This is a genomic window from Micromonospora sp. Mcm103, assembly GCF_024519755.1.
GTDB lineage: Bacteria > Actinomycetota > Actinomycetes > Mycobacteriales > Micromonosporaceae > Micromonospora > Micromonospora aurantiaca.
Map to the genome: position 1 here is coordinate 121,279 of NZ_JALJRJ010000014.1, position 25,721 is coordinate 146,999.

Annotated in this window: 23 protein-coding genes and 1 pseudogene; 9 read left to right on the forward strand and 15 right to left on the reverse strand. The window is 72.8% G+C overall.

The features are described 5' to 3' along the window. Positions 1-163: 163 nt before the first annotated feature. Both glnA and OC439_RS18570 read left to right on the forward strand, forming a co-directional pair. On the forward strand, positions 164-1,588 hold the full coding sequence (glnA, locus tag OC439_RS18565; RefSeq protein WP_262014516.1) for a type I glutamate--ammonia ligase: 1,425 nt from the start codon (positions 164-166) through the stop codon (positions 1,586-1,588). Between the two features lie 141 nt (positions 1,589-1,729). Continuing rightward, entirely contained in the window at positions 1,730-2,869 is a 1,140-nt protein-coding gene (locus OC439_RS18570; protein ID WP_262014517.1) for a glutamate--cysteine ligase, read from the forward strand. A 46-nt stretch (positions 2,870-2,915) separates the two neighbouring features. Here the strand turns inward: OC439_RS18570 and OC439_RS18575 are convergent, their stop codons facing one another. After that, complete coding sequence (locus tag OC439_RS18575; RefSeq protein ID WP_262014518.1) at positions 2,916-3,743, reverse strand: PIG-L family deacetylase; 828 nt, start codon at positions 3,741-3,743, stop codon at positions 2,916-2,918. 73 nt (positions 3,744-3,816) lie between these two features. Between OC439_RS18575 and OC439_RS18580 the strand changes: the two genes are divergently transcribed. After that, positions 3,817-4,530: a hypothetical protein gene (locus tag OC439_RS18580; protein ID WP_091328560.1), complete on the forward strand. Its 714-nt coding sequence runs from the start codon at positions 3,817-3,819 to the stop codon at positions 4,528-4,530. A 52-nt stretch (positions 4,531-4,582) separates the two neighbouring features. Here the strand turns inward: OC439_RS18580 and OC439_RS18585 are convergent, their stop codons facing one another. From OC439_RS18585 to OC439_RS18605, 6 genes and pseudogenes are all read right to left on the reverse strand, one after another. Beyond that, a complete protein-coding gene (locus tag OC439_RS18585) occupies positions 4,583-6,595 on the reverse strand; it encodes a glycosyl hydrolase family 95 catalytic domain-containing protein (RefSeq protein WP_410054934.1) in 2,013 nt (670 codons plus the stop codon). A 124-nt stretch (positions 6,596-6,719) separates the two neighbouring features. Further along, positions 6,720-6,965 (reverse strand): annotated as a pseudogene (locus OC439_RS30380) (glycoside hydrolase N-terminal domain-containing protein); the annotation flags it as partial. A 152-nt stretch (positions 6,966-7,117) separates the two neighbouring features. After that, positions 7,118-8,134, reverse strand: coding sequence for a nitroreductase (locus OC439_RS18590; protein ID WP_262014519.1), 1,017 nt, complete (start codon positions 8,132-8,134; stop codon positions 7,118-7,120). A gap of 2 nt (positions 8,135-8,136) precedes the next feature. Next, a complete protein-coding gene (locus tag OC439_RS18595) occupies positions 8,137-9,219 on the reverse strand; it encodes a hypothetical protein (protein WP_262014520.1) in 1,083 nt (360 codons plus the stop codon). After that, positions 9,216-9,656, reverse strand: coding sequence for a hypothetical protein (locus OC439_RS18600; RefSeq protein WP_013285846.1), 441 nt, complete (start codon positions 9,654-9,656; stop codon positions 9,216-9,218). Before OC439_RS18600 ends, OC439_RS18595 begins: the two co-directional genes overlap by 4 nt. A 3-nt stretch (positions 9,657-9,659) precedes the next feature. Then, a complete protein-coding gene (locus tag OC439_RS18605; RefSeq protein WP_262014521.1) occupies positions 9,660-11,222 on the reverse strand; it encodes a phenylacetate--CoA ligase family protein in 1,563 nt (520 codons plus the stop codon). Positions 11,223-11,382: 160 nt separating this feature from the next. Between OC439_RS18605 and OC439_RS18610 the strand changes: the two genes are divergently transcribed. Next, positions 11,383-11,793: a hypothetical protein gene (locus tag OC439_RS18610; RefSeq protein ID WP_262014522.1), complete on the forward strand. Its 411-nt coding sequence runs from the start codon at positions 11,383-11,385 to the stop codon at positions 11,791-11,793. A gap of 7 nt (positions 11,794-11,800) precedes the next feature. Further along, on the forward strand, positions 11,801-12,844 hold the full coding sequence (locus OC439_RS18615) for a polyprenyl synthetase family protein (protein ID WP_262014523.1): 1,044 nt from the start codon (positions 11,801-11,803) through the stop codon (positions 12,842-12,844). Here OC439_RS18615 and OC439_RS18620 read toward each other — a convergent pair. The 8 genes from OC439_RS18620 to OC439_RS18655 form a co-directional block, all read right to left on the reverse strand. After that, positions 12,841-13,812 (reverse strand): acetylxylan esterase, encoded by a 972-nt coding sequence (locus OC439_RS18620; RefSeq protein WP_262014524.1) that lies wholly within the window; start codon positions 13,810-13,812, stop codon positions 12,841-12,843. The genes OC439_RS18615 and OC439_RS18620 overlap by 4 nt on opposite strands. Next, positions 13,803-14,492: an N-acetylmannosamine-6-phosphate 2-epimerase gene (locus OC439_RS18625; protein ID WP_262014525.1), complete on the reverse strand. Its 690-nt coding sequence runs from the start codon at positions 14,490-14,492 to the stop codon at positions 13,803-13,805. Before OC439_RS18625 ends, OC439_RS18620 begins: the two co-directional genes overlap by 10 nt. Beyond that, positions 14,489-15,418, reverse strand: coding sequence for an ROK family protein (locus tag OC439_RS18630; RefSeq protein WP_262014526.1), 930 nt, complete (start codon positions 15,416-15,418; stop codon positions 14,489-14,491). The genes OC439_RS18625 and OC439_RS18630 overlap by 4 nt, the downstream gene beginning before the upstream one ends. Positions 15,419-15,420: 2 nt before the next feature. Continuing rightward, a complete protein-coding gene (locus tag OC439_RS18635) occupies positions 15,421-16,359 on the reverse strand; it encodes a dihydrodipicolinate synthase family protein (RefSeq protein WP_262014527.1) in 939 nt (312 codons plus the stop codon). Next, positions 16,356-17,423 (reverse strand): ABC transporter ATP-binding protein, encoded by a 1,068-nt coding sequence (locus tag OC439_RS18640; RefSeq protein WP_262014528.1) that lies wholly within the window; start codon positions 17,421-17,423, stop codon positions 16,356-16,358. The genes OC439_RS18635 and OC439_RS18640 overlap by 4 nt, the downstream gene beginning before the upstream one ends. Next, entirely contained in the window at positions 17,420-19,378 is a 1,959-nt protein-coding gene (locus OC439_RS18645) for a dipeptide/oligopeptide/nickel ABC transporter permease/ATP-binding protein (protein WP_262014529.1), read from the reverse strand. Before OC439_RS18645 ends, OC439_RS18640 begins: the two co-directional genes overlap by 4 nt. Beyond that, a complete protein-coding gene (locus tag OC439_RS18650) occupies positions 19,378-20,334 on the reverse strand; it encodes an ABC transporter permease (RefSeq protein ID WP_262014530.1) in 957 nt (318 codons plus the stop codon). The genes OC439_RS18645 and OC439_RS18650 overlap by 1 nt, the downstream gene beginning before the upstream one ends. Positions 20,335-20,436: 102 nt before the next feature. Next, positions 20,437-22,062: an ABC transporter substrate-binding protein gene (locus OC439_RS18655; RefSeq protein ID WP_262014531.1), complete on the reverse strand. Its 1,626-nt coding sequence runs from the start codon at positions 22,060-22,062 to the stop codon at positions 20,437-20,439. A 138-nt stretch (positions 22,063-22,200) separates the two neighbouring features. On the opposite strand from OC439_RS18655, the gene OC439_RS18660 reads away from it, so the two are divergent. The 4 genes from OC439_RS18660 to OC439_RS18675 all read left to right on the forward strand — a co-directional run bounded on the left by OC439_RS18660 (position 22,201) and on the right by OC439_RS18675 (position 25,680). Next, positions 22,201-22,932 carry a FadR/GntR family transcriptional regulator gene (locus OC439_RS18660; protein WP_262014532.1) on the forward strand — a complete coding sequence of 244 codons (732 nt, stop codon included), beginning with the start codon at positions 22,201-22,203 and terminating at the stop codon, positions 22,930-22,932. Between the two features lie 123 nt (positions 22,933-23,055). Then, positions 23,056-24,006, forward strand: a complete 951-nt coding sequence (locus OC439_RS18665) for a hypothetical protein (RefSeq protein ID WP_262014533.1) — start codon at positions 23,056-23,058, stop codon at positions 24,004-24,006. Positions 24,007-24,066: 60 nt separating this feature from the next. Further along, positions 24,067-24,561, forward strand: coding sequence for a hypothetical protein (locus OC439_RS18670; RefSeq protein WP_262014534.1), 495 nt, complete (start codon positions 24,067-24,069; stop codon positions 24,559-24,561). Positions 24,562-24,681: 120 nt separating this feature from the next. After that, positions 24,682-25,680: an ArsR/SmtB family transcription factor gene (locus OC439_RS18675; RefSeq protein WP_262014535.1), complete on the forward strand. Its 999-nt coding sequence runs from the start codon at positions 24,682-24,684 to the stop codon at positions 25,678-25,680. Positions 25,681-25,721 lie beyond the last annotated feature (41 nt).

Here is a 25,721-nt window from a genome sequence, read left to right on the forward strand (position 1 = left end):
CCGCCGGGTACGGCGACTACCCGGCCTGTGGCGAAGGAAACCCGGATGGGCTGTTGGCGAGCCGGGCACGGCGCGCCGTCGTACGGTGGCGGTACGGGCCATGTCCCCGGGCGGTCCGGCCACGGGACGTGGCCAGGATCAACGACGCCTGCCAGGAGGACGTGTGTTCGCCAATTCCGAGGAACTCCTGCGATACCTCACCGACGAGGACGTGAAGTTCGTCGACGTACGTTTCTGTGACCTGCCCGGCGTGATGCAGCACTTCAACCTGCCGGTCGAGTCGTTCGACGACAGCGTCTTCACCGACGGCCTCGCCTTCGACGGCTCGTCGATCCGTGGTTTCCAGTCGATCCACGAGTCGGACATGCTGCTGCTGCCGGACGTGGCGACCGCGTTCGTGGACCCGTTCCGCACGCAGAAGACCGTCGCGTTGAACTTCTTCGTCCACGACCCGTTCACCCGCGAGGCGTACTCCCGCGACCCGCGCAACGTGGCGAAGAAGGCCGAGGCGTACCTCGCCGCCAGCGGCATCGCCGACACCGCGTACTTCGGCGCCGAGGCGGAGTTCTACATCTTCGACTCCATCCGCCACGAGACCTCGGCGCACCAGTCGTTCTACTACATCGACTCGATCGAGGGCGCCTGGAACACCGGCCGGGTCGAGGAGGGCGGCAACCGCGGCTACAAGACCGCCTACAAGGGCGGCTACTTCCCGGTGCCGCCGGTGGACCACTACGCCGACCTGCGCGACAGCATGGTCCGCCGGATGGTGGACGCCGGTTTCACCGTGGAGCGTTCGCACCACGAGGTGGGCACCGGTGGGCAGTCCGAGATCAACTACAAGTTCTCGACGCTGCTGCACTCCGCCGACGAGCTTCAGCTCTTCAAGTACCTGATCAAGAACGAGGCGTGGGCGCACGGCAAGACCGCGACGTTCATGCCCAAGCCGGTGTTCGGTGACAACGGTTCCGGCATGCACACCCACCAGAGCCTGTGGCGTGGCGGCGAGCCGCTGTTCTACGACGAGACCGGCTACGCCGGCCTGTCCGACACCGCCCGCTGGTACATCGGCGGCCTGCTGCACCACGCACCCTCGCTGCTCGCCTTCACCAACCCGACCATCAACTCCTACCGCCGTCTCGTCCCCGGCTTCGAGGCCCCGGTGAACCTGGTCTACTCGCAGCGCAACCGCTCCGCCTGCACCCGCATCCCGGTCACCGGCAGCAACCCCAAGGCCAAGCGCGTCGAGTTCCGCGTCCCCGACCCGTCCAGCAACCCGTACCTGGCCTTCTCCGCCATGCTCATGGCCGGTCTCGACGGCATCAAGAACAAGATCGAGCCGCCGGCGCCGATCGACAAGGACCTCTACGACCTGCCCCCGGAGGAGTGGGGCGACGTCAAGCAGGTCCCGGGTTCGCTGCCCGAGGCGCTGGCGGCGCTGGAGACCGACCACGACTACCTGCTCGACGGCAACGTCTTCACCGCCGACCTGATCTCCACCTGGGTCGACTGGAAGAACGCGAACGAGGTCGACCCGGTCCGGCTGCGGCCCACTCCGCACGAGTTCGCGCTCTACTTCGACTGCTGAGCCGTACCGCCACCGCCCCCGCCACCCGCGGGGGCGGTGGTCGGTGGAAACGGCCTCGGGCCGGCCCCCGCCCTCGTACCGTCGAGACATGACTCCGCCTCACGTCGACACGCCGACCGCTCCGTGCCGGTGGAGCCGTCGGTGAGGCCGCGGCCCACCACCACCGCCACCACCCCGCAGATCCCCACCGTCCTGACCCTCGGGGTGGAAGAGGAGTTCCTGCTGCTGGACCCGGCCACCGGCGAGAGCATGCCGGTCGCCGACCGGGTACGCGGCGCGCTCTCCGGCACCGCCCGCGAGCAGAGCCGGCAGGAGTTCCGGCACAGCATGGTCGAGATGGTGACGCCGGTCAGCCCCGATCTCGGAGAGCTGCGGGAGCACCTGGTCACGCTGCGCCGGGCGGCCGCGCGGGCGGCCGATGCGGCCGGGGCGCGACTGGTCGCCGTCGGCGCCACCCCGGTCTGCGAGGCTCACCGCACGGTGCCCGACGAGCAGCGCTACCACGCCATGTCCCGCCGGTTCGGCCCGGTGGCCCACGACCCGGCGGTCTGCGGCTGCCACGTCCACGTCGGCGTCCCGGACCGGGAACTCGCCGTACAGGTCTGCAACCACCTGCGTCAGTGGCTGCCGGTGGTACAGGCGCTCACCACCAATTCGCCGCTGCACGACGGACGGGACACCGGCCACGCGAGTTGGCGCTCGATGCAGCTGGAACGGTGGCCGAGCATCGGGCCGACACCGCACTTCGACTCCGCCGCCGACTACGACGCCACGGTGGCGGACCTGATCACCGCCGGGATCATGCTCGACGCCGCGATGGTCTACTGGTACGCCCGCCCGTCCGCGTCGTACCCGACTGTGGAGGTGCGGGTCGGCGACGTGTGTCCCACCGTCGACGACACGGTGCTGGTCGCCGGGCTGGTCCGGGCGCTCGTGGCCACCCTGATCGACGACGTCCGCGCCGGCGTGCCGGCACCCCGCATCCGGGACTGCCTGGTCGCCGCCGCGCACTGGCGGGCCGCCCACGACGGCGTCGACGGCGAGCTCGTCGACCTGCGCACCGGGCGGCCCCGGCCCGCCTGGGACCTCGTCGACGACATGCTCGGCATCGTCACGCCCGCGCTGACCCGCCACGGCGACCTGGACCTGGTAGGCCGCCAGATGGAGCGGGTGCGCCGCGAGGGCACCGGCGCCACCCGGCAACGTCAGGTCATGGCCGACACCGGCGGCGACATCCGCGTGGTACTCGCGCACTTGGCCGCGCAGACCGTCGCGGCCTGAGATGAGCGGCCCGGCCGACGACACGCCGGACCGGGCCCGCGCCCGGTCAGCGCAGCCCGGCGAACAGGTCGTCCTCCGGCGTCGGCGCGCCGGTGGTGTCCCGCACGCGCACGAACGTCTCCATGCCCATCAGCTCGGTGAACCGCTCCTGCCCGAGGCGCAGGAAGAAGATGTTCTCCGCCTGGCTGGCGTGCGCGGCGAGCGAGGCGAACTTCTGCCCGCCGTATCCGCTGGTGTCGACCCAGGTGGTGATCTCGTCGTCCGGCAGGCCCAGCGCCGGCATCTCGTCGGTCGCCTCCGGCTCGGGGAACTCCACCCCGATCTCCCGCATGATCGTGCCGAACTGCTGGAACGCGCTGCGCGGCACGGTGGTCCAGTAGACCTTGGCCGGGATGCCGGTCTGCTCGACGGCGGCCATCGTGATGCGGTGGGCCTGGATGTGGTCCGGGTGGCCGTAGAAGCCGTTCTCGTCGTAGGTGACCACCACGTCGGGGCGGTAGCGCCGGATCAGCTCGGCCAGCCGGCCGGCCGCCTCGGACACCGGCGTGTTCCAGAACGCGCCGGGCGCCTCGTTCGTCGCCCAGCCCATCATCCCGGAGTCGCCGTAGTCGAGCGTCTCCAGGTGGGTGACCTTCAGCGCCTCGCAGCTCGCGGCCAGCTCGGCGCGGCGCATCTCGACCACGGCCTGCGGGTCGTGCCCGGGGTCGCCCGGTTTGATCCCGCCGGGACCGTCGCCGCACCCCCCGTCGGTGCACGTCACGAGCACCGTGGTGACGCCCTCGGCCGCGTAGCGCGCCAGGACGCCGCCGGTGCTCGTCGCCTCGTCGTCGGGGTGCGCGTGCACCGCCATCAGGGTCAGGGATCGATCGGTCACCCCGTCACCATACGAGCATCGGCCGACGAACTAGCATTGCCCGGTCCGCAGACGGCGACGGAAGCGAGGCGCGATGGGTTGGCTCCAGCGGTTGCTCGGTGGCGGACGGGTCGAACTGGACCCCGCACGTCAGCAGGAGCTGCTGCGGGACGTACGGCGGTCCTACGGCGCGCACGCCCGCCTCCGGTTCCCGGAGCAGGCGGACGCGATCACCCGGCTGCTGTCCGATGACGACGGTCTCGTGGTGGCCGCCGGGATCGTCTGCGAGGCCGCCGACCAGGCGCACGCCGACCTCCAGGGGCAGGCGCAGGAGGTGTTCCGGCGTACCGGGCGGCGGCTGCTGGTGCACCGCCGCAACTACCGGCCCCTGTGGAAGGAGGCCGGGCCCGCGCTGCGCTGGCCGCTCGGCGCGCTGCCAAGCGGGCTGCACCCGTACGCGCAGGTCAGCGCCGCCGTGGCGGTGGTCGGCGGGCGGGCCGACCGGCTGGACCGGGTGACCGACCCGCAGCCGTTCGTGACGCGCCTGTTCGAGGTGCTCGACCTGACCACCGCGGGCTGGGAGTTCGGCCGGGTGCGTGTGGACACCGACAGCGCGACGCTCGTGGAGCGGCTGATGGGCACCGGCGCGCGGGTGCTCGCGACGATGGACGACCCGCCCCGGCTGCCTCCGGCGGTGCGGGAGATGATGCGCCGCAACCACCGCATCGCCGTGTACGACCCGGCCGGTCCCCGGGTGGTCGGCGAGCTGAACCTGGGCGCGCGGCTGCGCGAGACGCTGCTGGCCTGACCGGCGGTACGCCCCACCCTGGCCGGGTGGCCGCGGCGGGGCGCGCCGGTGCTCAGGTGGTCGTGCAGGTGAGGTTCGCCGGCGGGTTGTTGGTGCCGCCCGCCGAGCCGATGAAGCCGAACGTGGTGGAGCCGCCGGCCGGCACCGAGCCGTTGTAGTCGACGTTGCGCACTGTCACGTTCGCGCCGTTCTGGGTGTGCGTACCGCTCCAGATCTGGTTGATCACCTGCCCGTTCGGGAACGTCCAGGACACCGTCCAGCCGCGGATCGCGGTGGCGCCGGCGGTCACCGTGACCTCGGCCTGGAAGCCGCCCGACCAGGAGCCGGTGATCGCGTACGTGGCACGCGCACCGGACGGCGCCGGGGAGCTGGTGGTCGGGGTCGGCGTCGGAGTCGGAGTCGGAGTCGGAGTGGGTGACGGCGTGGACGTCAACGTAGACGTCGGCGAGGGTGTCACGCCGGGCCGGGCCGCGCGGTAGGTGTGCCCGGCGCGGACGGTGAGCGCGACGACGTCGGACTCCGGCCGGGTGGTGGCGGGTGTGCTGCCGTCGGTGACGTCGGTGAGGGTGAAGCTCCCGGTGAACAGCCGGGACCGCAGGCGCAGCGTGCCGTCGCGGTCGGCGCGGACGGTGATCTCGTCGGCCTGGCCGCTGCTCCAGGTCAGCGCCACCGTGTAGCCGCCCCGGCCGCGCAGGCCCGCGACCTGCCCGGCGGGCCAGGCGCTGGGAAGCGCGGGCAGCAGGTGCAGCTCGCCGGTGTGGCTGTGCAGCAGCATCTCGGCGATGCCGGAGGTGGCCCCGAAGTTGCCGTCGATCTGGAACGGCGGGTGCAGGTCGAACATGTTCGGCGCGAGCCGGTCGGTGCGGACCAGGTCGCGCAGGAGCTTGTGGGCGCGGGCGCCGTCCTCCAGCCGGGCCCAGAAATTGATCTTCCAGGCGAGGGACCAGCCGGTCCCGTCGTCGCCCCGCAGCTCCAGCGTCCTGCGGGCGGCCTCGTACAGCGCCGGGGTGCCGCGCCTGGTGATCTGGTTGCTGGGATGCAGCCCGTACAGGTGCGAGACGTGCCGGTGGGTGCGTTCGGTCTCGACCCAGTCGGCGAGCCACTCCTGCACGTTGCCCCGGGAACCGACGCGGCTCGGCGGCAGCCGGTCCTTGGCGGTGCGCACCTGGGACCGGAAGGTGGCGTCGACGCCGAGCACCTCGCTCGCCCGGGCCGCGGCGTCGAACAGGTCACGCAGGATCTGGTTGTCCATCGTCGGGCCGGCGCAGACGCTGGCGTTGGCGTGGTGCGCCAGCTCCGGCGAGTTCGACGGGTTCGTCACCAGGTAGCCGAGCGTCGGGTGGGCGACCAGCGTGTCGAGGAAGAACTGGGCCGCGCCCTTGAGGGCCGGGTAGTTGGCCTGCAGGAATCCGCTGTCGCCGGTGAACAGGTAGTGGTCCCAGATGAGCGTGCTCAGCCAGGCCCCGCCAGTCTGCCACATGCCCCAGAACGCGCCGTCCACCACCGATGCGCCCCGCCAGGCGTCGGTGTTGTGGTGGGTGACCCAGCCGCCGGCGCCGTACTGCGCCTGGGCGACCCGCGCGCCGGTCACGGTGAGGTCCTTGACCATGTCGAAGACCGGCAGGAGGCACTCGGACAGGTTCGTGGTGTCGGCCGGCCAGTAGTTCATCGGCAGATTGGCGTTCACCGTGTACTTCGAGTCCCAGGACGGCGTCAGCGAGTCGTTCCAGATGCCCTGGAGGTTCGCCGGCTGGGTGCCCGGCCGCGACGACGAGATCAGCAGGTACCGCCCGAACTGGAACAGCAGCGCGGCGAACTGCGGGTCGTTCGTGCTCGCGTGCTGCGCGATCCGTACGTCGGTGGGCTGGTCGGCGGCGGCGGTGCGGCCCAGGTCGAGCGTGACCCGGCCGAACAGCGCCTGGTAGTCGGCGCGGTGGCGGGTGCGGAGCTGGTCGACGTCGACGCTCCTGGCGGCAGCGAGCCGGTTGCGGGCGATGCCCTGGTAGTCGCCGTTGACGGTGCGGTAGTCGACGTAGCTGGTGCCGATCGAGACCAGGACCGTCACGCTGGTGGCACCTGACACCCGCAGCGTGCCGCCGGAGCTGCTGACCGTGCCGCCGGTGACCCGCGCCCCTGGTGTTCGCCGAGTCGTACGGGCCCCCGGCCCAGACGGTGTCCTCGTTGAGCTGGAGCCGTTCGGTGTCGACGTTGCCGAACACCATCGCGCCGAGCCGCCCGTTGCCGATCGGCAGGGCGCGCAGCCAGTCGGTGCCGGCCGGTTCGTCGTACCAGAGTGCCAGGTCGTTCGCGGCCAGCACCTGTGGTGGCGCCGCCGAGCCGGCGCGCGCGGTCGCGCTCCAAGCGGCCGGCACCAGCGCGGCACCGGCACCCGCCGCCGTGGCCTTGATGATGTTTCGTCGTGTCACTTCGGACATGGTTGCTCCCAACCGCGCAGATCAGAGACGGGCCCGGGTGCGCGGCGGCGCTGTTATCGCTAACAGCACACACGCGCGCACCCGGACGCCGCATTCCTGCCACTACGCGCCCAGGGCTCCCGACCGGGCGACACATCAGCCAACATGGACTCTCATGGATGAAGTGACACCGCGTCAAGGGATGTTACCGCTAACAGTTCCGATCCGTGCTCCACTCGCCGGGCCGAACGGGGCGCGGGGGCGGCCGGCCGGCCCACCCGGGCCACGTGCACGATCCGCTCCGGCGCCACGTCCAGCAGCGCGCCGAGCGCGTCCCGGGTGGCGGCCACGTCGACGAGCTGACTGAGCGGGTGGGCGGCCAGCCCGGCCGTGTGCAGCGTCAGCCACATCCGCATCAGCACCCGTCCGAACTCGACCTGCCCGGCCGCGTCCAGACCGGGCGGCGCGACGAGCGCCAGCACCCCGCCGCCCTGCGCCAGCGGATCACCGCCCGCGGCGGCGAGCAGCCGGGGCAGCCCCAGCGGGCGCAACGCCGGGTACGCCGCGAGCGCCGCCCGCAGCCCGGTGGCCGTGGCCCGGCCCAGCCCGAGGCACCTGTCACTGAGCCCGTCGGCCCGGTAGCGCGGGCCCGACCGGTCCAGACGCAGCCAGCGGCGCAGCTCCGCGACCACCGCCGGGTCGGCGTACACCTGCCGGTCGGCCGTGCGCAGCAGCGCGCGCAGCCGCCCGGCCGCCGGCACCGCGCGGACCGCGCCACCGGCCCGGCGGGCGACCGCGTCCACGGCGGCGACCACGTCGGCGTCCGGACCGCCGGTGAACCGGCCCCGGTGGGTACGCCGATCCCACACGTCGGCGGTGCGGAACGGCGTCCGGTACGGCTGCCGTGCCGGCCGCAGCCGCCCCACCCGCCGGTCGGACTCGTCGTGGTCGGCGGCCCAGTCCAGCCGCAGCCCCGCGTCGGCGGCGACGATCAGGCAGGTCTCCACGAACGCGCCCAGCGACAGCCGCAGGTCCCGGCCGGTCGGGTCGCCCGCGGGCAGGGCGTCGGCCGGATCCCAGCCGACGGTGATCGCCCAGCGCTCGTAGCGCAGCCGCCACGGCTGGGTGTTGTGTGCGCTCGGGGCCCGCCAGCACAGCGGCTCCAGCGCGTGGAACGCGGCGAGGTCCATGGTCACCGCTCCCTGGCGTAGAACGTGTAGCCGTGCAGCGGGCGTCCGCCGAGACGCCGGTACTGGGCCGCGGACGCCGGGTTGTCCCGCCCGACGTACGTGCTGCGCAGCGCCGTGTAGCCGCCGTCGTGCAGGTTGCGGTGCAGGTGCTCCGACAGCAGCCGCTGGTAGCCGCGCCCCTGGAACTCCGGCACCACACCCTTGACGATCAGCACCGCCTCCCGCCGGTACCGGCGCCGGGTCGCCAGCAGCCGCAGCTGGTTGACCGGGTTCAGATCGCCGCGCACCGCGACCAGGAAGTCGCTGATGTCCGGCACGCAGAGCACGAACGCCACCGGCCGCCCGTCGCGGGTCAGGTAGAGCAGCAGCGAGGAGTCCAGCAGGTACGCCAGCCCGTCGGTCTGCCGCCGCAGCTGGGCCGCCGAGATCGGCGTGTAGTAGCCGAGCTGGGCGAAGGAGGCGTTGAGCATCCCCCGCAGCAGGTCGAGCTGCTCGTCGAGCCGCCGGGTGCTCCCCCGGTGCAGCTCCAGCCGCACGCCGTCGGGCTGCATGCCGAGCGCGGGCGGCGGCCCGGCCGGCGGCGGCACCGGGCAGATCCAGGTGTCGGAGACGAACCGCCCGGCGAACCCGTTCTCCTCGTACGCGTCCGGGTAGTACGGCGGGTTCCACGCGCTGTCCACGAAACCCCGGTCGGCGTACCCGGAGGTGATCACGCCACCGGCCTGGTTGGGCAGCAGCGCCACCGGCCCGAACAGCAGGTCCCGGCCGGGCGTGGCGTGCGTGGTGATCGCGTCGAACAGCGGCCCGGCGGCGGACGCGGTGAACTCGGTGAGCCCGAACAGCTGGCACCGGCGGCCCAGCTTCGCGTCGAGGTCCGCGTCGGTGTGCAGCGTGGTCCGCCCGGCCACGGCGCCGGTGGTGTCACGCAGCACGTACATCGGCACGCCGTCGCGCCACCAGCGGCGGATCTGCTGCCGGGGCGTCGGCACGTACCGGGGCTCGTCCGCGTACAGCCGATCGGTGAGCGCGAGGAAGTCGCGCAGGCCGCGCCGGCCGGTCACGCGCTCGAACCGGTGGCCGGTCACCGGCGCACCGCCGGTCCGGTCGTCTCCGCGCCCAGCGGCGTGAACCGCTCGATGTGGCCCATCGCGCCGTCCTCGGCCCGCCACGCGCCGTTTGAGTAGCCGTCCGGGGAGGCGGTGTAGAGCCGGATGAACCCGGCGGTGGCGTTGCGGTCCCCGTCGGTCAGCCACATCATCAGCTTGCGGTGGTGCCGCGTGCGGGCGAAGCGCAGCAGCGCGTCCCGGTCGGTGAAGAACGCGATCGTGCCGAGCGTCAGCGGGAACTGCCAGTAGACGGTGTGCCAGCAGTAGCCGGACATCCGGCGCATGTCCCGCACCATCCGGATCCAGTCGGGGGCCAGGCGCAGCAGCACCAGCGGGTTCGCGTACCGGGTGCCGCCGATGAACATGGCACCGGCGCGGGCCTGGGCCGGGGCGCGGGAGAAGTCACGGGTACGCATCGTTCACCTCACCAGGTAGACATTCTTGATCTTCTGCATGTCGGCGAACGGGCCGCCGTCCGGTTCGTGCAGCTCGACCCGCAGGTCACCGGCGGTCGGGTCCTCCACCAGGGACTGCGCGAAGTCCCGCGACACCGAGGTCAGGTGCGCGCGTACCCCGTCGCGGCAGGCGTCGGCGAGTGCCGCGCGGGCCGCGGTGTCCAGCGGGCGGCGCAGCTCGACGTGGATCACCGGCCGGGTCTCCAGCGCCGCGTCCTCGTGCAGCGTCAGGCAGAACCTGTTGATCTCGGCGGCGTACGGGTTGCCGGTGTACAGGCCGTACTCGACGTCCTGCGGGTAGAGGTTCGCGCCCAGGTAGGACACGGTGGAGTCGCTGCGGCCGAACAGCAGCAGCAGCGGCAGCGTCATCCGCTCCTCGGCCACCGCGGTACGGAACTCGGCGCGGCGTACCGGGTCGGCGTACGCCAGCTCGACGATCCGCCGGTACGGCACCAGCACCGCCTCGTCGCCCACGTTGTAGCGCAGCCGCGGCTGGAGCACGTGCGGGCTCGTGACGGTGCAGAGCAGTTCCCGCCGCTCGTTGGTCTCCAGGTAGGTGGCGAACGGGTTGTACTGGAACACCATCGGCAGCCGCTGCTCGCCGCGGCCGAGCAGTTCCGCGCGCAGTCCCGCGTCGGTGCGCAGCCGTCGCCGCAGCCACACCGTGAACCGGGTCTCCGCGCCGATGCCGATGGTCAGGTCCGACGCCCCGTACGCCGACCGCACCCGCACGAACCGCTGTTCCAGGTAGTCGCGCAGCGCCTCGGTCATGCCCTCGCCGCCGCAGCTGGCGAAGATCCGGTACCGCGACCACTGGAAGTCCTCGGCGTCGAGCCGGTCCCGCAGGTGCTTGAGGAACGGTGGGTACGCGGTCACCAGGTAGTCGTGGCCGGGACCGAACTCGCGCAGCGTGTCGACGATCTTCCCGAGGTCGGGGCCGGTGTTCTTCACGGTGGCGATCCGGGCCATCGCCGAGCCGGTGGTGGTGCCGGTCGCCCAGGCGCCCATCGAGTACGCGTTGATGACGAACGGGCGGCGCATCGGGAACGCCAGTCCGGTGTAGCCGGCGATGTCCCGGTGCACCCCCCGCAGCTCCCGCTCGCCGCGCGGCCAGTTGAACGGCCGCCCGGACGATCCGGCCGACTCGTCGACCACCACGCCCCGCTCCGGCATCCGCCCGCCGAGGCACCGGGCGGAGGAGTCGTACGCCATGACGTACCCGCGCTTGTCGGTCTCCGGGAAGTCCCGCAGCCGGCGGCGCGGGCCGCCCGGGCGGGCCCGCAGGAACGCCTGGTAGGCGGGCACCCGCCGGGCGGCCCGCACGCAGGTCGACCGCGCGTTCGCGGCGGCGAGCCGGTCCAGGACCGGGTGGTGGCGCCGGGCCAGCCAGCGCCAGCCGGCGGGGTGGTGGGCGACGAGCCGGGCCAGCGCGGCGACCGCGCGGCCGGCGGGGGCCAGCGCGGCCTCGGCGGGCAGCGGCGTGTCGACGGTACGTGCAGCGGCGTGTCGGTGCAGCGTCTCGGCCATGACAAGCATCCTGTCGACGCCGCGACGCCGGCACATGAGCGACGAGACGGTACTGCGCTGAGTACCCGTACCCAGTGGAAGACCACCCGGCCTGGACACGCTCAGTCACCATGGCGACACTCGTCTGGTGCGTCGTCCCTGGTCCGGTGACACTTCGCCCATGACAGACGGCAAGCGTGAGCGCGCGAACGAGCGCTTCGAGAAGGTGGCCGAGGAGACCTCGGAGACCGTGACCCACGCGGCCACGGTGCTGGAGGAGGAACTCGCGGCGGGGCTGGCCGGCGCGCGCCGGCTCGAGGAGAAACTGACCGAGAGCCGGCGCGTGGACCCGGAGGCGTTCGACGAACTCGTCGCCCGGGTCCGCACCGACGGGCACGCCCTGATCGACACCGTGGTCGGGCAGTTGAAGACGGCCGACGACCAGCGCGGTGAGGTGATCCGGCGGTACACGTCGGACGCGCACGACGCGCTGGACACCGTACTCAATCTGGCGCGGCTGGCCCCGGAGGTCGCAAACGGGCTCGCGGACCGGCTGGCGTCGCCGGCCCCGAAGCGGCCGGCGGACCGGTAGCCGCGCGATGGCGCCGACCACCGGGGTGGCCGGCGGGCACGTGGAACGGATGCTGGAGCGCTATCGCGGGCTCGCCCTCGGCGCGCTGCTCGACGACGTGCCCGACGGCGGCCCGCGCTACCTCTACGACCTGGTCGCGGAGTACCCCCGGCGCTGGGGCAAGGGGCTGCGCGCCGCGCTGTGCCTTGCCACGTGCCGGGCGTTCGGCGGCGGCGACGCGGTGGGCCTCAACGCCGCCGTGACGGTGGAGCTGTTCCACAACGCCTTCCTCATCCACGACGACATCCAGGACGAGAGCGAGCAGCGGCGCGGCGGGCGGACACTGCACGCCGAGTACGGCGTGGGCGTGGCGCTGAACGTCGGCAACATGACGAACCTGCTGGCGTTGCGGCGGCTGGCCGCGAACCGGGCGGCCCTCGGCTCCGGGATCGCCTGGCGGCTGTTCACCGAGACCGAGCTGATGATGCGCCACTCGCTGGAAGGGCAGGCCATCGAGATCGGCTGGATCCGCGACAACGTGTGCGACCTGGACGCCGACGACTACTACCGGATGTGCCTGAAGAAGACCTCCTGGTACACGTGCATCTACCCGTGCCGCACCGGGATCCTCGTGGCGACCGGCCGGGAGAACGCCGTCGACGTGCTCGATCGGTACGGCTGGTACCTGGGTGCGGCGTTCCAGATCCAGGACGACGCGCTGAACCTGACCGGCGACTACGCCCGGTACGGCAAGGAGATCGCCGGTGACCTGTGGGAGGGCAAACGCACGCTGATCCTGATCGACTTCATGCGGCGGTGCACCCCGGAGGAACGCGAGCGGCTCGTGCGGTTGCTGAGCCGGACCCGGGCGGAGCGCACCGACGCCGAGGTGCGCTGGCTGCACGGGCGGCTGCTCGCGTACGACTGTGTGGAGTCGGCGCGGCGCAGCGCCCGGGATCTCGCGCTCGCGGCCCGCCGCGAGGGTGAGCGGGCGCTGGGCGCCGCCGCCGACACCGAGGACGGCCGTTTCCTGCTGGAGCTGACCGACTACGTGGTGGAACGCGCCCGCTAGGCGCCCAGGATCCCGCGCAGCCAGGTGAGCTGTTCGCGCTGGTGCGCCGCCTCGCCGCCCTCGTGGTCGTTGAACTCGTACACCCGCACGTCCTTGTCGCCGCCGTAGCGGTGGTAGGCGGCGAAGCAGGTCGACGGCGGGCAGACCTGGTCCCGCAGCGCGATGGAGAACAGCGCGGGCGCTGTGGCGCGCGGCGCGAGCACGGCGGCGTCCAGGTAGGACAGCGTGCGGAACACCTGGTCGGCGCGGTCGCGGTGCAGCGCGAGGTACTCGACGACCTCGGCGTACGGGCTGTCCGGGCCGGCGACACGCACGCCCCGGCGGATGTCGCACAGGAACGGCACGTCCGGCATGACCGCCACGACGTCCGGGCACAACGCGGCGGCGGCCAGGGCCAGGCCGCCGCCCTGGCTGAAGCCGGTCACCGCCACCCGCGCCGGGTCGACGGCCGGGTGCCGCCGGGCGGCCTCGGCGAAACGCACCGCGTCGGTGATCAGCCGCCGGTAGTAGTGGTCGGCCGGATCGTCGACGCCCCGGGTGAGGAAGCCGGGCACGGTGCCGGCCGGGTAGGGGTGCGGGTCGGGCGTGCCACCGGTGGCGGCGCTCCAGCCCTGACCCCGGCTGTCCATGATCAGGTGCGCGAAGCCCGCCGCGGCCCAGAACAGCTTCTCGTGCGGCAGGCCGCGGCCCCGGCCGTAGCCGAGGTACTCGACCACGCAGGGCAGCGGCCCGTCGGCCCCGGCCGGCAGGTGCAGCCATCCGTGCACCGGCTCGCCGCCGAAACCGGGGATCGTGGCCGCGTACGTCCGGATCTGGGTCAAACCGGTGCCGACCGGCTCGTAGACCGCCGCCTCCGGGTCGCCGCCGCCGTCGAGCGTGCGCGCCCAGAACGCGTCCAGGTCCGCCGGCACGTCCAGCTCCGGCCGGTACGCCAGGCAGCCGGCCAGGTCGAGGTCGGTCAGCGGCACGACGCGGCCTCCCGGACGGCGGAGGCGAACCAGCCGGTGATGGTGCTCGGGTGGGTGATGGCGGTGCCGACCACCACCGTCCACGCGCCCGCCCGCAGCGCCTGCGCGGCCTGCTCCGGGGTGTGGATGCGGCCCTCGGCGACCACCGGGACGTCGACCGCGGCGGCGAGCCGGGCGACCAGGTCCAGGTCCGGCCCGTCGCCCTTCGTGGTGTACGCGGTGTAGCCGGCAAGCGTGGTGCCGACCAGGTCGGCGCCCGCGGCGGCGGCAGCGATGCCCTCGTCGAACGTGGAGCAGTCCGCCATCACCAGCGCGCCGGTGCGCTCGTGCACGGCGGCGATCGTCTCGGCGAGCGTCCGGCCGTCGGGCCGGGGCCGGGACGTGCCGTCGAGCGCGACGACGTGCGCCCCGGCGTCGGCGACGGCGAGCGCGTGCTCCAGCGTCGGGGTGATGAAGACGTCGTCGTCACCGTCCTTCCAGAGCCCGATCAGCGGCAGGTCCACCGCCGCGCGGATGGCCGCGATGTCCGCCAGTCCCTGCGCGCGGATGCCGGCGGCGCCGCCGCGTGCGGTGGCGAGCGCGACCCGGCGCATGGTGTCCGGGTCGCGCATGGGCTCACCCGGGTACGCCTGGCAGGAGACGACCAGGCGATGACGGAGCTGGTCGACGAGCGTGTTCATGAGACCTTCCAGGCGAGCGAGGCGGCACCGAGCAGCGGCGCGTCGGGGCCGAGGGCGGAGGCGAGGACCGGAACGCCGGCCAGGGCGGGCAGCGTCTCGGCGGGCACCGCGTCGCGCAGCGCCCGCCACCACGGCTCGCCGAGGCCGGTGACGCCGCCGCCGATCACCACTGCGGCGGGGTCGAGCACGTTTACCAGGCCGCCGACGGCGGAGCCGACAGCCGCGCCGCCGAGCCGGACGACCTCCCGGGCCGTCTCGTCGCCGTCCGCGGCGAGCGCGGCGACGGCCCGCAGGTCGGCCACCGGCCGGCCGGTACGCCGGACGTACTCGGCGGCCAGCGCGGGCCCGGCGGCGATCGCCTCCAGGTGTCCGCGCCCGCCGCACGTGCAGGCAAGCGTTCCGGCGTACGGGGACGGCTGGTGCCCGGCGTGCCCGGCGGCGCTGTGCGCACCGGCGAGCACCGAGTCGCCGAGGACGAACGACGCCCCGACGCCGGTGCCTACGGCGACGTAGAGCACTGTGTCGTACCCGGCCGCGACGCCGTGACGCGCCTCGCCCAGCGCGTGGGCGTGCACGTCGTTGACCACCGTGACCGGCACGTCCAGGCGCCGGCTCAGGTCGCCGCGCAGGTTCGTGCCGGTCCACCCGGTCAGCACGTCGGTGGCGGACAGCACCAGGCCGGAGCCGCTGTCGATGACGCCGGCGCTGCCCACGCCGAGCGCCCGTACGACACCCGGCGCGTCCGCCCGCAGCTTCTCGACCAGGCCGGCGGCGGTGTCGAGCACCGCGGCGGCGCCGGAGCGGCCAGGTGTCGGCGCGGTGCGCCGGCCGACGATCTCTCCCCCGGCGGTGACCAGGGCGGCGGTGGTCTTGGTGCCGCCGATGTCGAGCGCGGCGACCAGACCGGTCGTGCTCACCTCGGGCATGGTCAGAGCAGCCCGGCCAGTTCCAGCTGGGTACGCACGCGGCCCGTCTCGGCGGCGTCCAGCGGCCGCAGCGGCAGCGACACCGCGTTGCCCGCGATGACGCCGAGCAGGGACAGTGCGGTCTTGAACGCGCCCACGCCCCGGGTGGCGCCTGCCGAGGTGGCCGGGTCGGCCGCGTCGACGATGCGGAACAGGCGGGTCAGGCGATCCTGCTCCCGGCGGGCCGCGGCCCAGTCACCGGCCACGCACGCGCGGTGCAGCCGCACGTATCCGGCCGGGTCCACGTTGCCCAGTCCGGGCACCGAGCCGGAGCCGCCCGCGAGCATCATCGCGTCGACCACCACCTCGTGGCCGGTGAGCAGGCTGAAGTCGCGCTCCGGCGCGTGTTCGGCGACGGCGAGCGCCAGCTGGCGGAAGGCGACGTCGTCGCCGCTGGAGTCCTTGACGCCCGCCAGCACGCCGTCGGCGGCGAGCCGGGTCAGCAGGTCGACGGAGAGCTTGCTGTGCACGCAGACCGGGATGTCGTACGCCAGCAGGGGAAGCTCGACCGCCGCGGCGACCGCGCGGAAGTGCCGCTCGATCTCGTGCGGGCCGACGATGGCGTAGAACGGCGCGGTCACGACCAGGCCGTCCGCGCCCAGCCGGGTGGACGCCTCGGCGCGCTCCACGACCCGGCGGGTGGTGGGTTCGATGCAGCCGGCGATGACCGGCACGGCGCCGCCGGCGGTCTTGACGATGGTCTCCAGGGCCAGGTCCCGCTGCCGGTCGGTGAGGAAGACCGTCTCGCCGGAGCTGCCGAGCGCGAAGATGCCGTCGACGCCGGCGTCGAGCAGCCACTCGACCAGCCGTTCCAGCGAGTGGACGTCGACCTCGCCCTCATCGGTCAGGGGGGTCACGGCCGGCGGCACGACTCCGGCGAACCGCGGGGCTGGGGTGGTCACAGGTTCTCCTCGACAGACTCAGTTGTGGTGCGGCCGGTCGCCGAGGTGGCGAGCGCGACCAGTTCGGTGTTCGCGGTTCCGGCGGGCACCGGGTGGTGGCAGCGGAACTCGTGGCCCTCACCCTCGGCGGGGCGCGGCGCCGGCATGTCCACGGCGCAGCCGTCGGTGGCCGCCCAGCAGCGGGTCCGGAACGGGCAGCCGCTCGGCGGCCGGGTGGCCGACGGGACCGGACCGACGAGCGGAATGGGCTCGATCGGTGAGAGCAGGCCCGGCGTGGCCGAGAACAAGGCCCTGGTGTACGGGTGCCGGCCGCCCTCGGGCAGCAGGGCGGCTGGCGTCTGCTCGACGATGCGGCCCAGGTACATGGTGACGACCCGGTCGCTGACCCGTTTGACGGTCTGGATGTCGTGCGACACCAGCACCATCGCCAGCCCGAGCCGGTCCTTGAGGTCCAGCAGCAGGTTGAGGATCTGGGCCCGTACCGACACGTCGAGCGCGCTCGTCGGCTCGTCGGCGATGACGAGACCCGGTTCCAGGGCCAGTGCCCGGGCGATGGACACCCGCTGGCGCTGGCCGCCGGAGAGCTGGCTGGGCAGCACGTCGGCGACCGAGCGGGGCAGGCCCACCAGGGCCATCAGCTCGGTCACCCGCTGCTCGCGCTGCTGCCGGGTGCCCCGGCGGTGCACGTCGAGCGGGTCGCGCAGGATGTCGCGTACCGGCATGCGGCGGTTCAGCGAGGTGGCCGGGTCCTGGAAGATCATGCCGACGCCCGCGCCGATGTGCTCGCGCCGCTCGGCGGCGCTCATCGACCACACGTCCTTGCCGGCGAACGACACCGTGCCGGCGGTCGGCCGTTGCAGGCCGACGAGCACCTTGGCCAGCGTCGACTTGCCGCAGCCGGACTCGCCCACGATGCCGACCGTCTCGCCGGCCCGGATGACCAGGTCGGCGCCGGTGAGCGCGTAGACCTTCTCCCGGCTGAACATGCCGCCGCCGCGCGAGGCGTGCACCACGTGCACGTCGCTCAGTTCGGCGATCGGCCGGTGCTCGGCGGTGGCGCTCATCGGGCCGGCTCCTTCTCGCTGACGGTGACGGCGGGGTGGTGGCAGGCGTACCCGTGGCTGTCCGTGCCCTCCAGGGCGGGCGCGGTGTCCCGGCAGATCTCGGTCGCCATCGGGCAGCGGTCGGAGAACCGGCAGCCCTTCGGGAAGTCGGCGGGTGACGGGACCACGCCGCGGATCTGGGTGAGCCGTTCCGCGCCGGTCTCCAGGGACAGGACGGAACCGAGCAGCCCGCGGGCGTAGTGGTGGGCGGGCGCCTCCATCACGTCGGCGGTCACGCCGGTCTCCACGATCTGCCCGCCGTACATCACCACGACCCGGTCGCAGACGTCGCTGACCAGGGCGAGGTCGTGGCTGACCAGGATGAGGGCGAAGCCGAGCCGCTCGCGCAGGTCCAGCAGCAGCTTCATCACCTGGGCCTGCACGGTGACGTCGAGCGCGGTGGTCGGCTCGTCCGCGATGATCAGCTTCGGGTCGCGGGACAGCGCCATGGCGATCACCACGCGCTGCCGCTGCCCGCCGGACAGCTCGTGCGGGTACGCGGCGAGCGTGCGCTGCGGGTCCAGCCCGACCAGCCGCATGAGTTCCTCGGCCGAGCGGGTGCCGCCGCGGCGGATCATCTGGGCGAGCTGGGCGCCGACGCGCAGCGCCGGGTTCAGCGCCGACAGCGCGTCCTGGTAGACCATGGCGATCTCGCGCCCCATCAGGGCACGGCGGCCCTTGGCGTTCAGCTTCAGCAGGTTCGTGTCCTGGAAGCGGATCTCGCCACGTACCCGGGCGCCCTGCGGCAGCAGGCCCATCACGGCCAGGACGCTCAGCGACTTGCCCGAGCCGGACTCCCCCACCAGGCCGACGACCTCGCCGGGGCGGACGTCGAAGGAGAGCCCGTCGACGATGTCCACGCCGCGGTGGCGGCCCTCGAAGCCGATGGACAGGTCGCTGACCTGAAGGACCGGCTTGCCCTGCGGCAGCGGGCGGGCGCGTTCGCGCAGCCGCCGCGCCGCCTCGGCGAGGCCCGGCAGCTCGACCACCTCGCCGGTGCCGGGCTTCGCCTGCTCCAGCGCGTCGCCGCTGGTGGTGGACGTGGCGCGGCGCGCCGCCGGGGCGGCCCACGCGTCGGACATGCCCTCGGAGAGCACGTTGAGCGCCAGCACGGTGAGCAGGATCAGCAGACCGGGGAAGAACGTGGCCCACCAGCCGCCGATCTGCACCATTTCCTTGCCGAACGCGATCACCGAACCCCACGAGGAGGCCGCCTCCTGCGGGGCGAGGCCGCCGCCGATGAAGGACAGCGACGCCTCGAAGACGATCGCGTCGGCCACCATGACGGTGACGAAGACGAGGATCGGGGCGGCGCAGTTGCGCAGGACGTGCCGCCAGAGGATGTGCGGCCGCCGGGCGCCGATGATGCGCTCGGCGGCCACGTAGTCCTCGCCGTACTGGGACAGCACGTTGGCGCGGACGATGCGCGCGACCGACGGGGTGAACACGAAGCCGATCGCGATCACGAGGACCAGCAGGCTGTTCTTGCCGAACGAGATGATCAGCAGCGCGGAGAGCACGATCGCCGGGAACGCCATGACCACGTCGAGGCAGCGCATGATGACCTCGTCGACGGCGGTGCGGCTGCTGCCGGCGATCGCGCCGAGGATCGCGCCGAGGACCAACGCGATACCGGCCGCGCCGAAGCCGACGATCAGGGAGCGCCGGGTGCCGGCGACCAGCCGGGAGAAGACGTCGCGGCCGAGCTTGTCCAGGCCGAACCAGAAGTCGCCGTTCGGGCCGGTCAGCGCCGGTCCGAGCCCGGTCTGGGTGGGGTCGTGACGCAGCAGCAGCGGGGCGAGCACGCCGACGACGACGATGAGCGCGACGAAACCGAGCGCGAACCGGGCCGCGAGACCGAGCCGGGCGAAGGCCATGCCGGGGCGGGACAGCCGCGTGGTGAGGGACCGGCGCATCAGTGGCCTCCGCGCAGTCGGGGGTTGGCGAAGAGGTAGAGGATGTCGACGACCAGGTTCACCAGCACGAAGCCGAGCGCGATGGTCAGCACGGTGCCCTGGGCCAGCGCGGTGTCGTTCTGCTGGACGGCGCTCATGATCTGGGTGCCCATGCCGGGCAGCGAGAAGATCGCCTCGATGACGACGGTGCCGCCGATGAGGTAGCCGATCCGCAGGCCGAGCGCGGTGAGCGGGTTGACCAGCGCGTTGCGGAGCACGTTGCGGCCGACCACCACGCGCGGCGGCAGTCCGGCGCCGATCGCCGTGCGGACGTAGTCCTTGTCGAGTTCCTCGACCATCGACGTGCGGACGATGCGGGCCAGCGAGCAGCCGACGGGTACGGCCAGCGCCAGCGCCGGCATGGCCAGCGACTGCAACCACAGACCGACCGAGTCGGCGGGGTTGACGTAGCCGCCGGTCGGGAAGATCGGGCGGCGGACCGAGAACTCCTGGATGAACAGCAGGGCCAGCCAGAACGAGGGCGTGGCGATGCCGGCCATGGAGACGATCCGGATGACCTGGTCGGGCCAGCGGTCCCGGTACAGGGCAGCCGGGATGCCGAGCGCCAGCGCGATGACCAGCGCGCCGACGACGCCGAGCGCGGTGAGCTGGATGGTCAGCGGCAGCGCCATGGCGATCTTCTCGGCGACCGGGACCGACGGCGGGAACGTCATGCCGAGGTCGCCGCGGACGAGGTCGCCGAGGAAGTGCAGGTAGCGCAGCGGCAGCGGGTCGTTCAGGCCGTTGGCGGCGCGGAACGCCTCGACCTGCGCCGGCGTGGCCTGGTCACCGAGGACTGACAACGCCGGGTCGATCGGGGAGAACTGCATGATCACGAAGACGAAGAGCGTGATGCCCAGCACCAGGGGGATCAGCGTCAGGAATCGTCGTGCGACCAGGTTCAGGACGGTCAGCATGGATTCTCTTTCTCGTGGCGGGGCGCCGGGACGCCCCGCCCGGCCGCACGAGTCATGTGGGCCGGGCGGGACGCCTGCGGGGCCGGAACCCCGAGCGTGGGCTCAGCCGGTCCGGCCGGTGCCCAGGAAGTACAGGCCGGTGGTGGAGGCGCCGGAGAAGCCGTCCACCTTGGCCGGGTCGTACGCGGTGACGACCTTGGTGTGCAGGATCGGGTACAGCGGCACCTGGTCCGCCGCCATGTCCAGGGCCTGCTTCCACAGCGCCTTGCGGGCCGTCTCGTCGGAGGTCTGCGCGGCCTTGTCCAGCAGGTCGCCCATGGCCTTGCGGTCGGCGTCGCTCCAGCGGTAGCGCTGGCCCGGCCAGGTCTCGCCGAAGTAGTACCAGCGCATCAGCAGGTCGGTGTCGACGCCGAAGACGCTCGGGTCACCGGTGGCCATGAGCACCCGGAAGGTGTCCTTGGGGACGATGTCGCCGTAGATGGCCGAGGACGGCACGGTGTTGAGCGTGGCGTTGACGCCGATCTTCTTCCACTGCTCGATGACCAGCGGGGCGACGTCCTTGACCACCGAACTGTCGGTGGTGTCGAGCCGGAACGACAGGTTGGTGACGCCGGCCTCCTGGAGCAGGGCCTTGGCCTTGTCCGGGTTGTAGTCGTAGACGGTGGCGGCCTTCTGGTAGGCCTTGTTGCCCTCGTCGAGGTAGCTGGTCGCCGGGCTGCCGTAGCCGTTGAGCGCGGTCTTGATGACCGCGTCCTTGTCGATGGCGTAGTGCAGGGCCTGGCGCACCCGCTTGTCGCTGAACGGCGCGGCGGCGTTGTTGAACATGAGGAAGACCTGGTTGAAGGCCTGCTTCACGTCGATCGTGTACTTGTCCTTGAGCGAGTCCACGTTCAGGTACGGCACGGCCTCGATGGCCTGCACCCGGCCGCCCTGCAGGTCCGACACGCGGGCCGACGCCTCGGTGGTGGTGTTCCACGTCATCGTCTCGACCTTGGCGGCGCGCGGGCCGTTGTAGTTCGCGTTCTTGCTCAGCTTGATGCCGGATTCCTTTGACGCGCTGTCCACCTTGAACGGGCCGGAGCCGATCGGGGCGGTGTCGAACGCCTTGGCCGCGGCCGCGTCACCGGTCTTCGCCTTGGGGACGATCTTGATGACCGAGATCCGCTCGCTGAACAGCGCGAACGGGTACTTCAGCGTGAACTCGACGGTCGTCGCGTCCTTGGCGGTGACGGTGTCCAGGAACGACACGAAGCCCTGCATCAGCGGCGGCGCCTTCGGGTCCGCGGGCTTGAGCACGCGGGTGAAGGACCAGGCAACGTCCTCGGCGGTGACCGGGGCGCCGTCGGAGAACTTCGCCCCGTCACGCAGCGTCACGGTGTAGGTCCGGCCGTCGGCCCCGGGGGTCGGGTCGCTCTTGGCCAGGGCGTTGTAGGGTTCCCGCGTGATCGGGTCGAGGTCGACGAGGCCCTCGAAGACGTGCTGGTTGACCGCTGTCGCCACGGCCGAGGAGGCGTTGCTGGGATCGAAACCGCTGGAGAGCGTGAAGGCCAGCGTGGCCTCGATGGACGTGCCCCCCTTTCCGTCGCCCACGGCGTTGGTCGAGGCGGGACCGCCACTGCAGGCCGCCAGCGCGACCGCGAGGCCGCCCGCGAGGGAGGCGACGGTCAGGGAGCGGACGCGGCCGCGCAGTGCGCGCCGGCTCCTCGACGGCTTACCGGTGGTGCTCACGTAGCTGCCTCCATAGGCTCTTCATGCGCTCGCGTGACCGCTCGCGCTCGGGGATGTGAAGCATAAGGTGTATGACGTCTGACGTCTGATGCCGGTAGGGTGAGGGTGTCAGATTCGGGAACGAAGGGCAAGGGGCAGATGACGACCATTGACGCCAGTCCGCTACGCGGCGCCGAGCGGCCGAGCCCTCGCCGGCAGGAGGTCGCCACCAGGATCAAGGAGTACATCCTGCGCAACCGCCTCAAGCCGGGAAACCTCCTGCCCACCGAGACGGAACTGTGCGAGGCGGTCGGCGCCAGCCGCTCCAGCGTCCGCGAAGCAGTGAAGATCCTCTCCGCGCTCGACATCGTCGAGGTACGCCACGGCCACGGCACGTTCGTCGGCCGCATGTCCCTCAACGCCCTGGTGGAGAGCCTGACGTTCCGGGGCCTGCTCAGCGGTGAGGACGACCACCGCGTCCTGGCCCAGGTCGTCGACGTCCGACAGACGCTGGAGCAGGGACTGGCCACCACCGTCATCGACGCCCTGGACGAGCAGCACCGCTCGGAGCTGTCCGCGCTCGCCGACGAGATGCACAGCCGCGCCGCCCGCGGCGAGGACTTCCTCGACGTCGACCGCGCGTTCCACCTGAAGCTGATGGAACCCCTCGGCAACGACCTGCTGGTCCAGCTCACCGAGGCGTTCTGGCAGGTGCAGGCAATCGTCGCGCCCACGCTGCAGACCGAGCCGGAGGACCGGGTCATCACCGCCCAGCGGCACCAGGCGATCGTCGCCGCCCTCACCGCCGCCGACGCGGCGGCGCTGCGCTCGGCGGTCGCCGAGCACTACGCGCCCATCCGGGCGAGCATCGCCCGCGCCGCACAGACCTGATCCGCCGTACGCCGGGACCTGTCGTTCGAGCCTGATCGAAGGTCTCTGTCCCGGCGCACGCCCCGCACCGAAGCTGTCTTCTGACGGGCGCACCGGGCGCCCCGGGCGGCCGAGGGGCATGTCATGGCGGTGGTGTCGCGTCGCGCGCGGTCCTGGTGGTACGCCGTCGCGGTCCCCGCCGCCCTCGCGGCGGCGGTGGCCGGGGCGCTGGGCGCCCGCCCGGACATCGCGCCGCCGTCCAAGGGTCACGGGCTGCCCGCAGCGAGCACGGCCGCCGTGCCGCCGGTCCCGCCCACCTCCGTAACGCCCGCCGAGGTGCGGTACGCCGCCACGCAGGTACTCATCCGCGACTGCATGCAGCGGCGCGGGTTCCGCTACTGGCCGGTGCCCCGGCAGCCGGTGCCCGAGCTGCGCGAGTTCCCGTACGTCCTCGACGACGTCTCCTACGCCCGCCGGTACGGATACGGCGGCGCCCTGGAACGCCGGCTCCAGGAGGCGATTGCGGCCGACCCGAACGCGCGGTACGTCCGGGACCTGCCCCCGGAGCGCGGCGCCGCCGCCGTACGCGCGGTGAACGGCGACCCCGGCGAGCCCGACGCCCTGCGCGCGACGCTGCCGGCCGGCGGCGTGCTACGCCGCAGCAGTCACAGCTGCACCTCCGAGGCGGAGCGGCAGCTCTATCGCGACCTGCCCGCCTGGTACCGCGTCACCAGGATCACCGACAACCTGGCCGGACTGCGCGTCGGCCGGGTGCTCGCCGACCCCCGCTACGCCGACGGTGTGACCGCGTGGCGGCGGTGCATGCGCGCCGCCGGGCACGACGTCGCCGACCCGGCGTCGGCCCGCGCGTCGGTGCCCGAGCCGGCGTCCGGCGCCGCGTCACCCGGTGAGATCGGGCTGGCGGAGGCGGAGGCGACCTGCGCGACCCGGACCGGGTTCGGCCGGCTCGCCCGGCGGCTCGACGCCGAGCATCGGGGCGCCCTCGACAGGCGGTTCCACACCGAGGTCGCCGAACGGCTCCGCCTGGAGGCCGACGCGCTGCCGCGGGCACGCGCCGTGCTGGCCGCCGGCTGAACCACCCCCACGACGTCCGTGGCGGCCCGCCGCGGAAGGACCCGACCGGAGGGAAACACCATGAGAGCACTACGGTCCGTGCTGGCCACAGTGGCCGCGGCGGCAGCCGCGCTGGCCTTCACCGCCACCGCCGCCCAGGCCGCACCCCGGCCGACCCCGCACGCGGACGCGACGCAGCGTGCCGCCGCGGGCAGCGGTTACCTGTACGTCAGCCAGGACGCCAACTGGGCCGGCCGGTGGTGCTGGTGGTACAACGCCGACAACAACTGGGACACGATCAACACGGCGGAGAACGCCAACTGCGACTACAACAACCGGGCCAGCATGCGCAACCTGGCGTCCTCGGCCTGGAACGACTCGAATGGCGGCCGGCCGGTCGCCCTCTACATCCACCCCGACTACACCGGCGCGTACGCCTGTCTCGGCGCCGGCGAGGTGTGGGACAACCTCACCCAGCACACCTTCAACTGGGGCTCCACGCGGGGCGGCTACGGGGAGACCACGAACGACAACATCGCCTCCCACCGGTGGCGTACGAGCTGCAGCGCGGGCTGAGCCGGGACAGGGCGGGGCGGCAGCCGTGCGGCTGCCGCCCCGCCGCGTCCATTCCAGCGATATATGTCAATGTCGTGGACGAGACTGAAGACGGCAGCACACCTCGGAACACTGTGCGTCATGGGGACGCTACGCATCCACTTCACAGCCGGGGACCTCAGCCGCACCCGGCTGGCGGTCCGGCCGGATCCCCTGTGGGAGATCGTCTGCAGCCTGCACCGCCTCCAGACCCGGGCCGGCTACGCGGGTTACGCCCGGTGGCACCGGCAGATCCGTCCGGGCCTGGAGCGGGCCGGCCTCGTCCCGGTCGTGCGCGAGCGGCTCCTGCCCGTCGTGCCGCTCAAGCGGTACTTCCCCGACTTCCTCACCCCCGGCCCGGTCACCGACCTCGACGAGGGGATCGACCGGGTAGTCGGCACCCCGGCCCGGCGGATCCGCACCGAACTGGGGCGGATGGTGACGCCCGTCGACGGCGCGTGGATGAGCGACCTGGCCGCCGGCCGGCTCGCCGCCCGGCACGGCCTCGGCGACGCGCTGCGCGCCTACTTCCGGGTCGCGCTCGCACCGTACTGGGCTCAGATCACCTCTGCCGTCTCCGGCGACCGGGCCCTGCGCGGTGCCTGGATCCTCGACGACGGCGCCGGGCGGATCCTCGACGACCTGAGCCCGGAGACCTCCTGGGATCCGCCGGTGCTGTCCGTGCACGGCTACCCGGAGGACCGGGACATGCATCTCGACGGTCGGGGCATCACGCTGGTCCCGTCGTACTTCTGCTGGCACGCGCCGATCACGCTGGCCGACCCCGAACTGCCGCCGACGCTCGTCTACCCGGCACGCCGGCAGCGACCGGAACCGGCGCCGCCGGCCGGTCCGCAACGCCGGCTCGGACCGCTGCTCGGCCACACCCGGGTGGCGGTGCTGCGCGCCGCCGCGGCCGGCGCCACCACCGGCGAACTGGCCCGGCGTGCCCGCATCTCGCCGGCCACCACCAGCCACCACACCACCATCCTGCGCGAGGCCGGGCTGATCACCAGTCAGCGGCACGGCAACCTGGTGCTGCACCGGCTCACCGCGATGGGCGAGGCGCTGCTCGGCGAGACGCACGGGCCGGACCGCTGACGACCGTCCATGCCGGACGGTCGACGTCGACGGGAACCGAT

What these genes read in the sequence shown, in the direction of transcription:
- OC439_RS18640 (WP_262014528.1), bottom strand. Translation starts at nt 17,423, where the DNA reads ATGAGCGCCACCGCCGAGCACCGGCCGATCGCCGAACTGAGCGACGTG.
- OC439_RS18650 (WP_262014530.1), bottom strand. Translation starts at nt 20,334, where the DNA reads ATGCTGACCGTCCTGAACCTGGTCGCACGACGATTCCTGACGCTGATC.
- OC439_RS18590 (WP_262014519.1), bottom strand. Translation starts at nt 8,134, where the DNA reads ATGGACCTCGCCGCGTTCCACGCGCTGGAGCCGCTGTGCTGGCGGGCC.
- OC439_RS18675 (WP_262014535.1), top strand. Translation starts at nt 24,682, where the DNA reads ATGGGGACGCTACGCATCCACTTCACAGCCGGGGACCTCAGCCGCACC.
- OC439_RS18600 (WP_013285846.1), bottom strand. Translation starts at nt 9,656, where the DNA reads ATGCGTACCCGTGACTTCTCCCGCGCCCCGGCCCAGGCCCGCGCCGGT.
- OC439_RS18580 (WP_091328560.1), top strand. Translation starts at nt 3,817, where the DNA reads ATGGGTTGGCTCCAGCGGTTGCTCGGTGGCGGACGGGTCGAACTGGAC.
- OC439_RS18610 (WP_262014522.1), top strand. Translation starts at nt 11,383, where the DNA reads ATGACAGACGGCAAGCGTGAGCGCGCGAACGAGCGCTTCGAGAAGGTG.
- OC439_RS18665 (WP_262014533.1), top strand. Translation starts at nt 23,056, where the DNA reads ATGGCGGTGGTGTCGCGTCGCGCGCGGTCCTGGTGGTACGCCGTCGCG.
- OC439_RS18630 (WP_262014526.1), bottom strand. Translation starts at nt 15,418, where the DNA reads ATGCCCGAGGTGAGCACGACCGGTCTGGTCGCCGCGCTCGACATCGGC.
- OC439_RS18625 (WP_262014525.1), bottom strand. Translation starts at nt 14,492, where the DNA reads ATGAACACGCTCGTCGACCAGCTCCGTCATCGCCTGGTCGTCTCCTGC.
- OC439_RS18605 (WP_262014521.1), bottom strand. Translation starts at nt 11,222, where the DNA reads ATGGCCGAGACGCTGCACCGACACGCCGCTGCACGTACCGTCGACACG.
- OC439_RS18670 (WP_262014534.1), top strand. Translation starts at nt 24,067, where the DNA reads ATGAGAGCACTACGGTCCGTGCTGGCCACAGTGGCCGCGGCGGCAGCC.
- OC439_RS18660 (WP_262014532.1), top strand. Translation starts at nt 22,201, where the DNA reads ATGACGACCATTGACGCCAGTCCGCTACGCGGCGCCGAGCGGCCGAGC.
- OC439_RS18615 (WP_262014523.1), top strand. Translation starts at nt 11,801, where the DNA reads ATGGCGCCGACCACCGGGGTGGCCGGCGGGCACGTGGAACGGATGCTG.
- OC439_RS18645 (WP_262014529.1), bottom strand. Translation starts at nt 19,378, where the DNA reads ATGCGCCGGTCCCTCACCACGCGGCTGTCCCGCCCCGGCATGGCCTTC.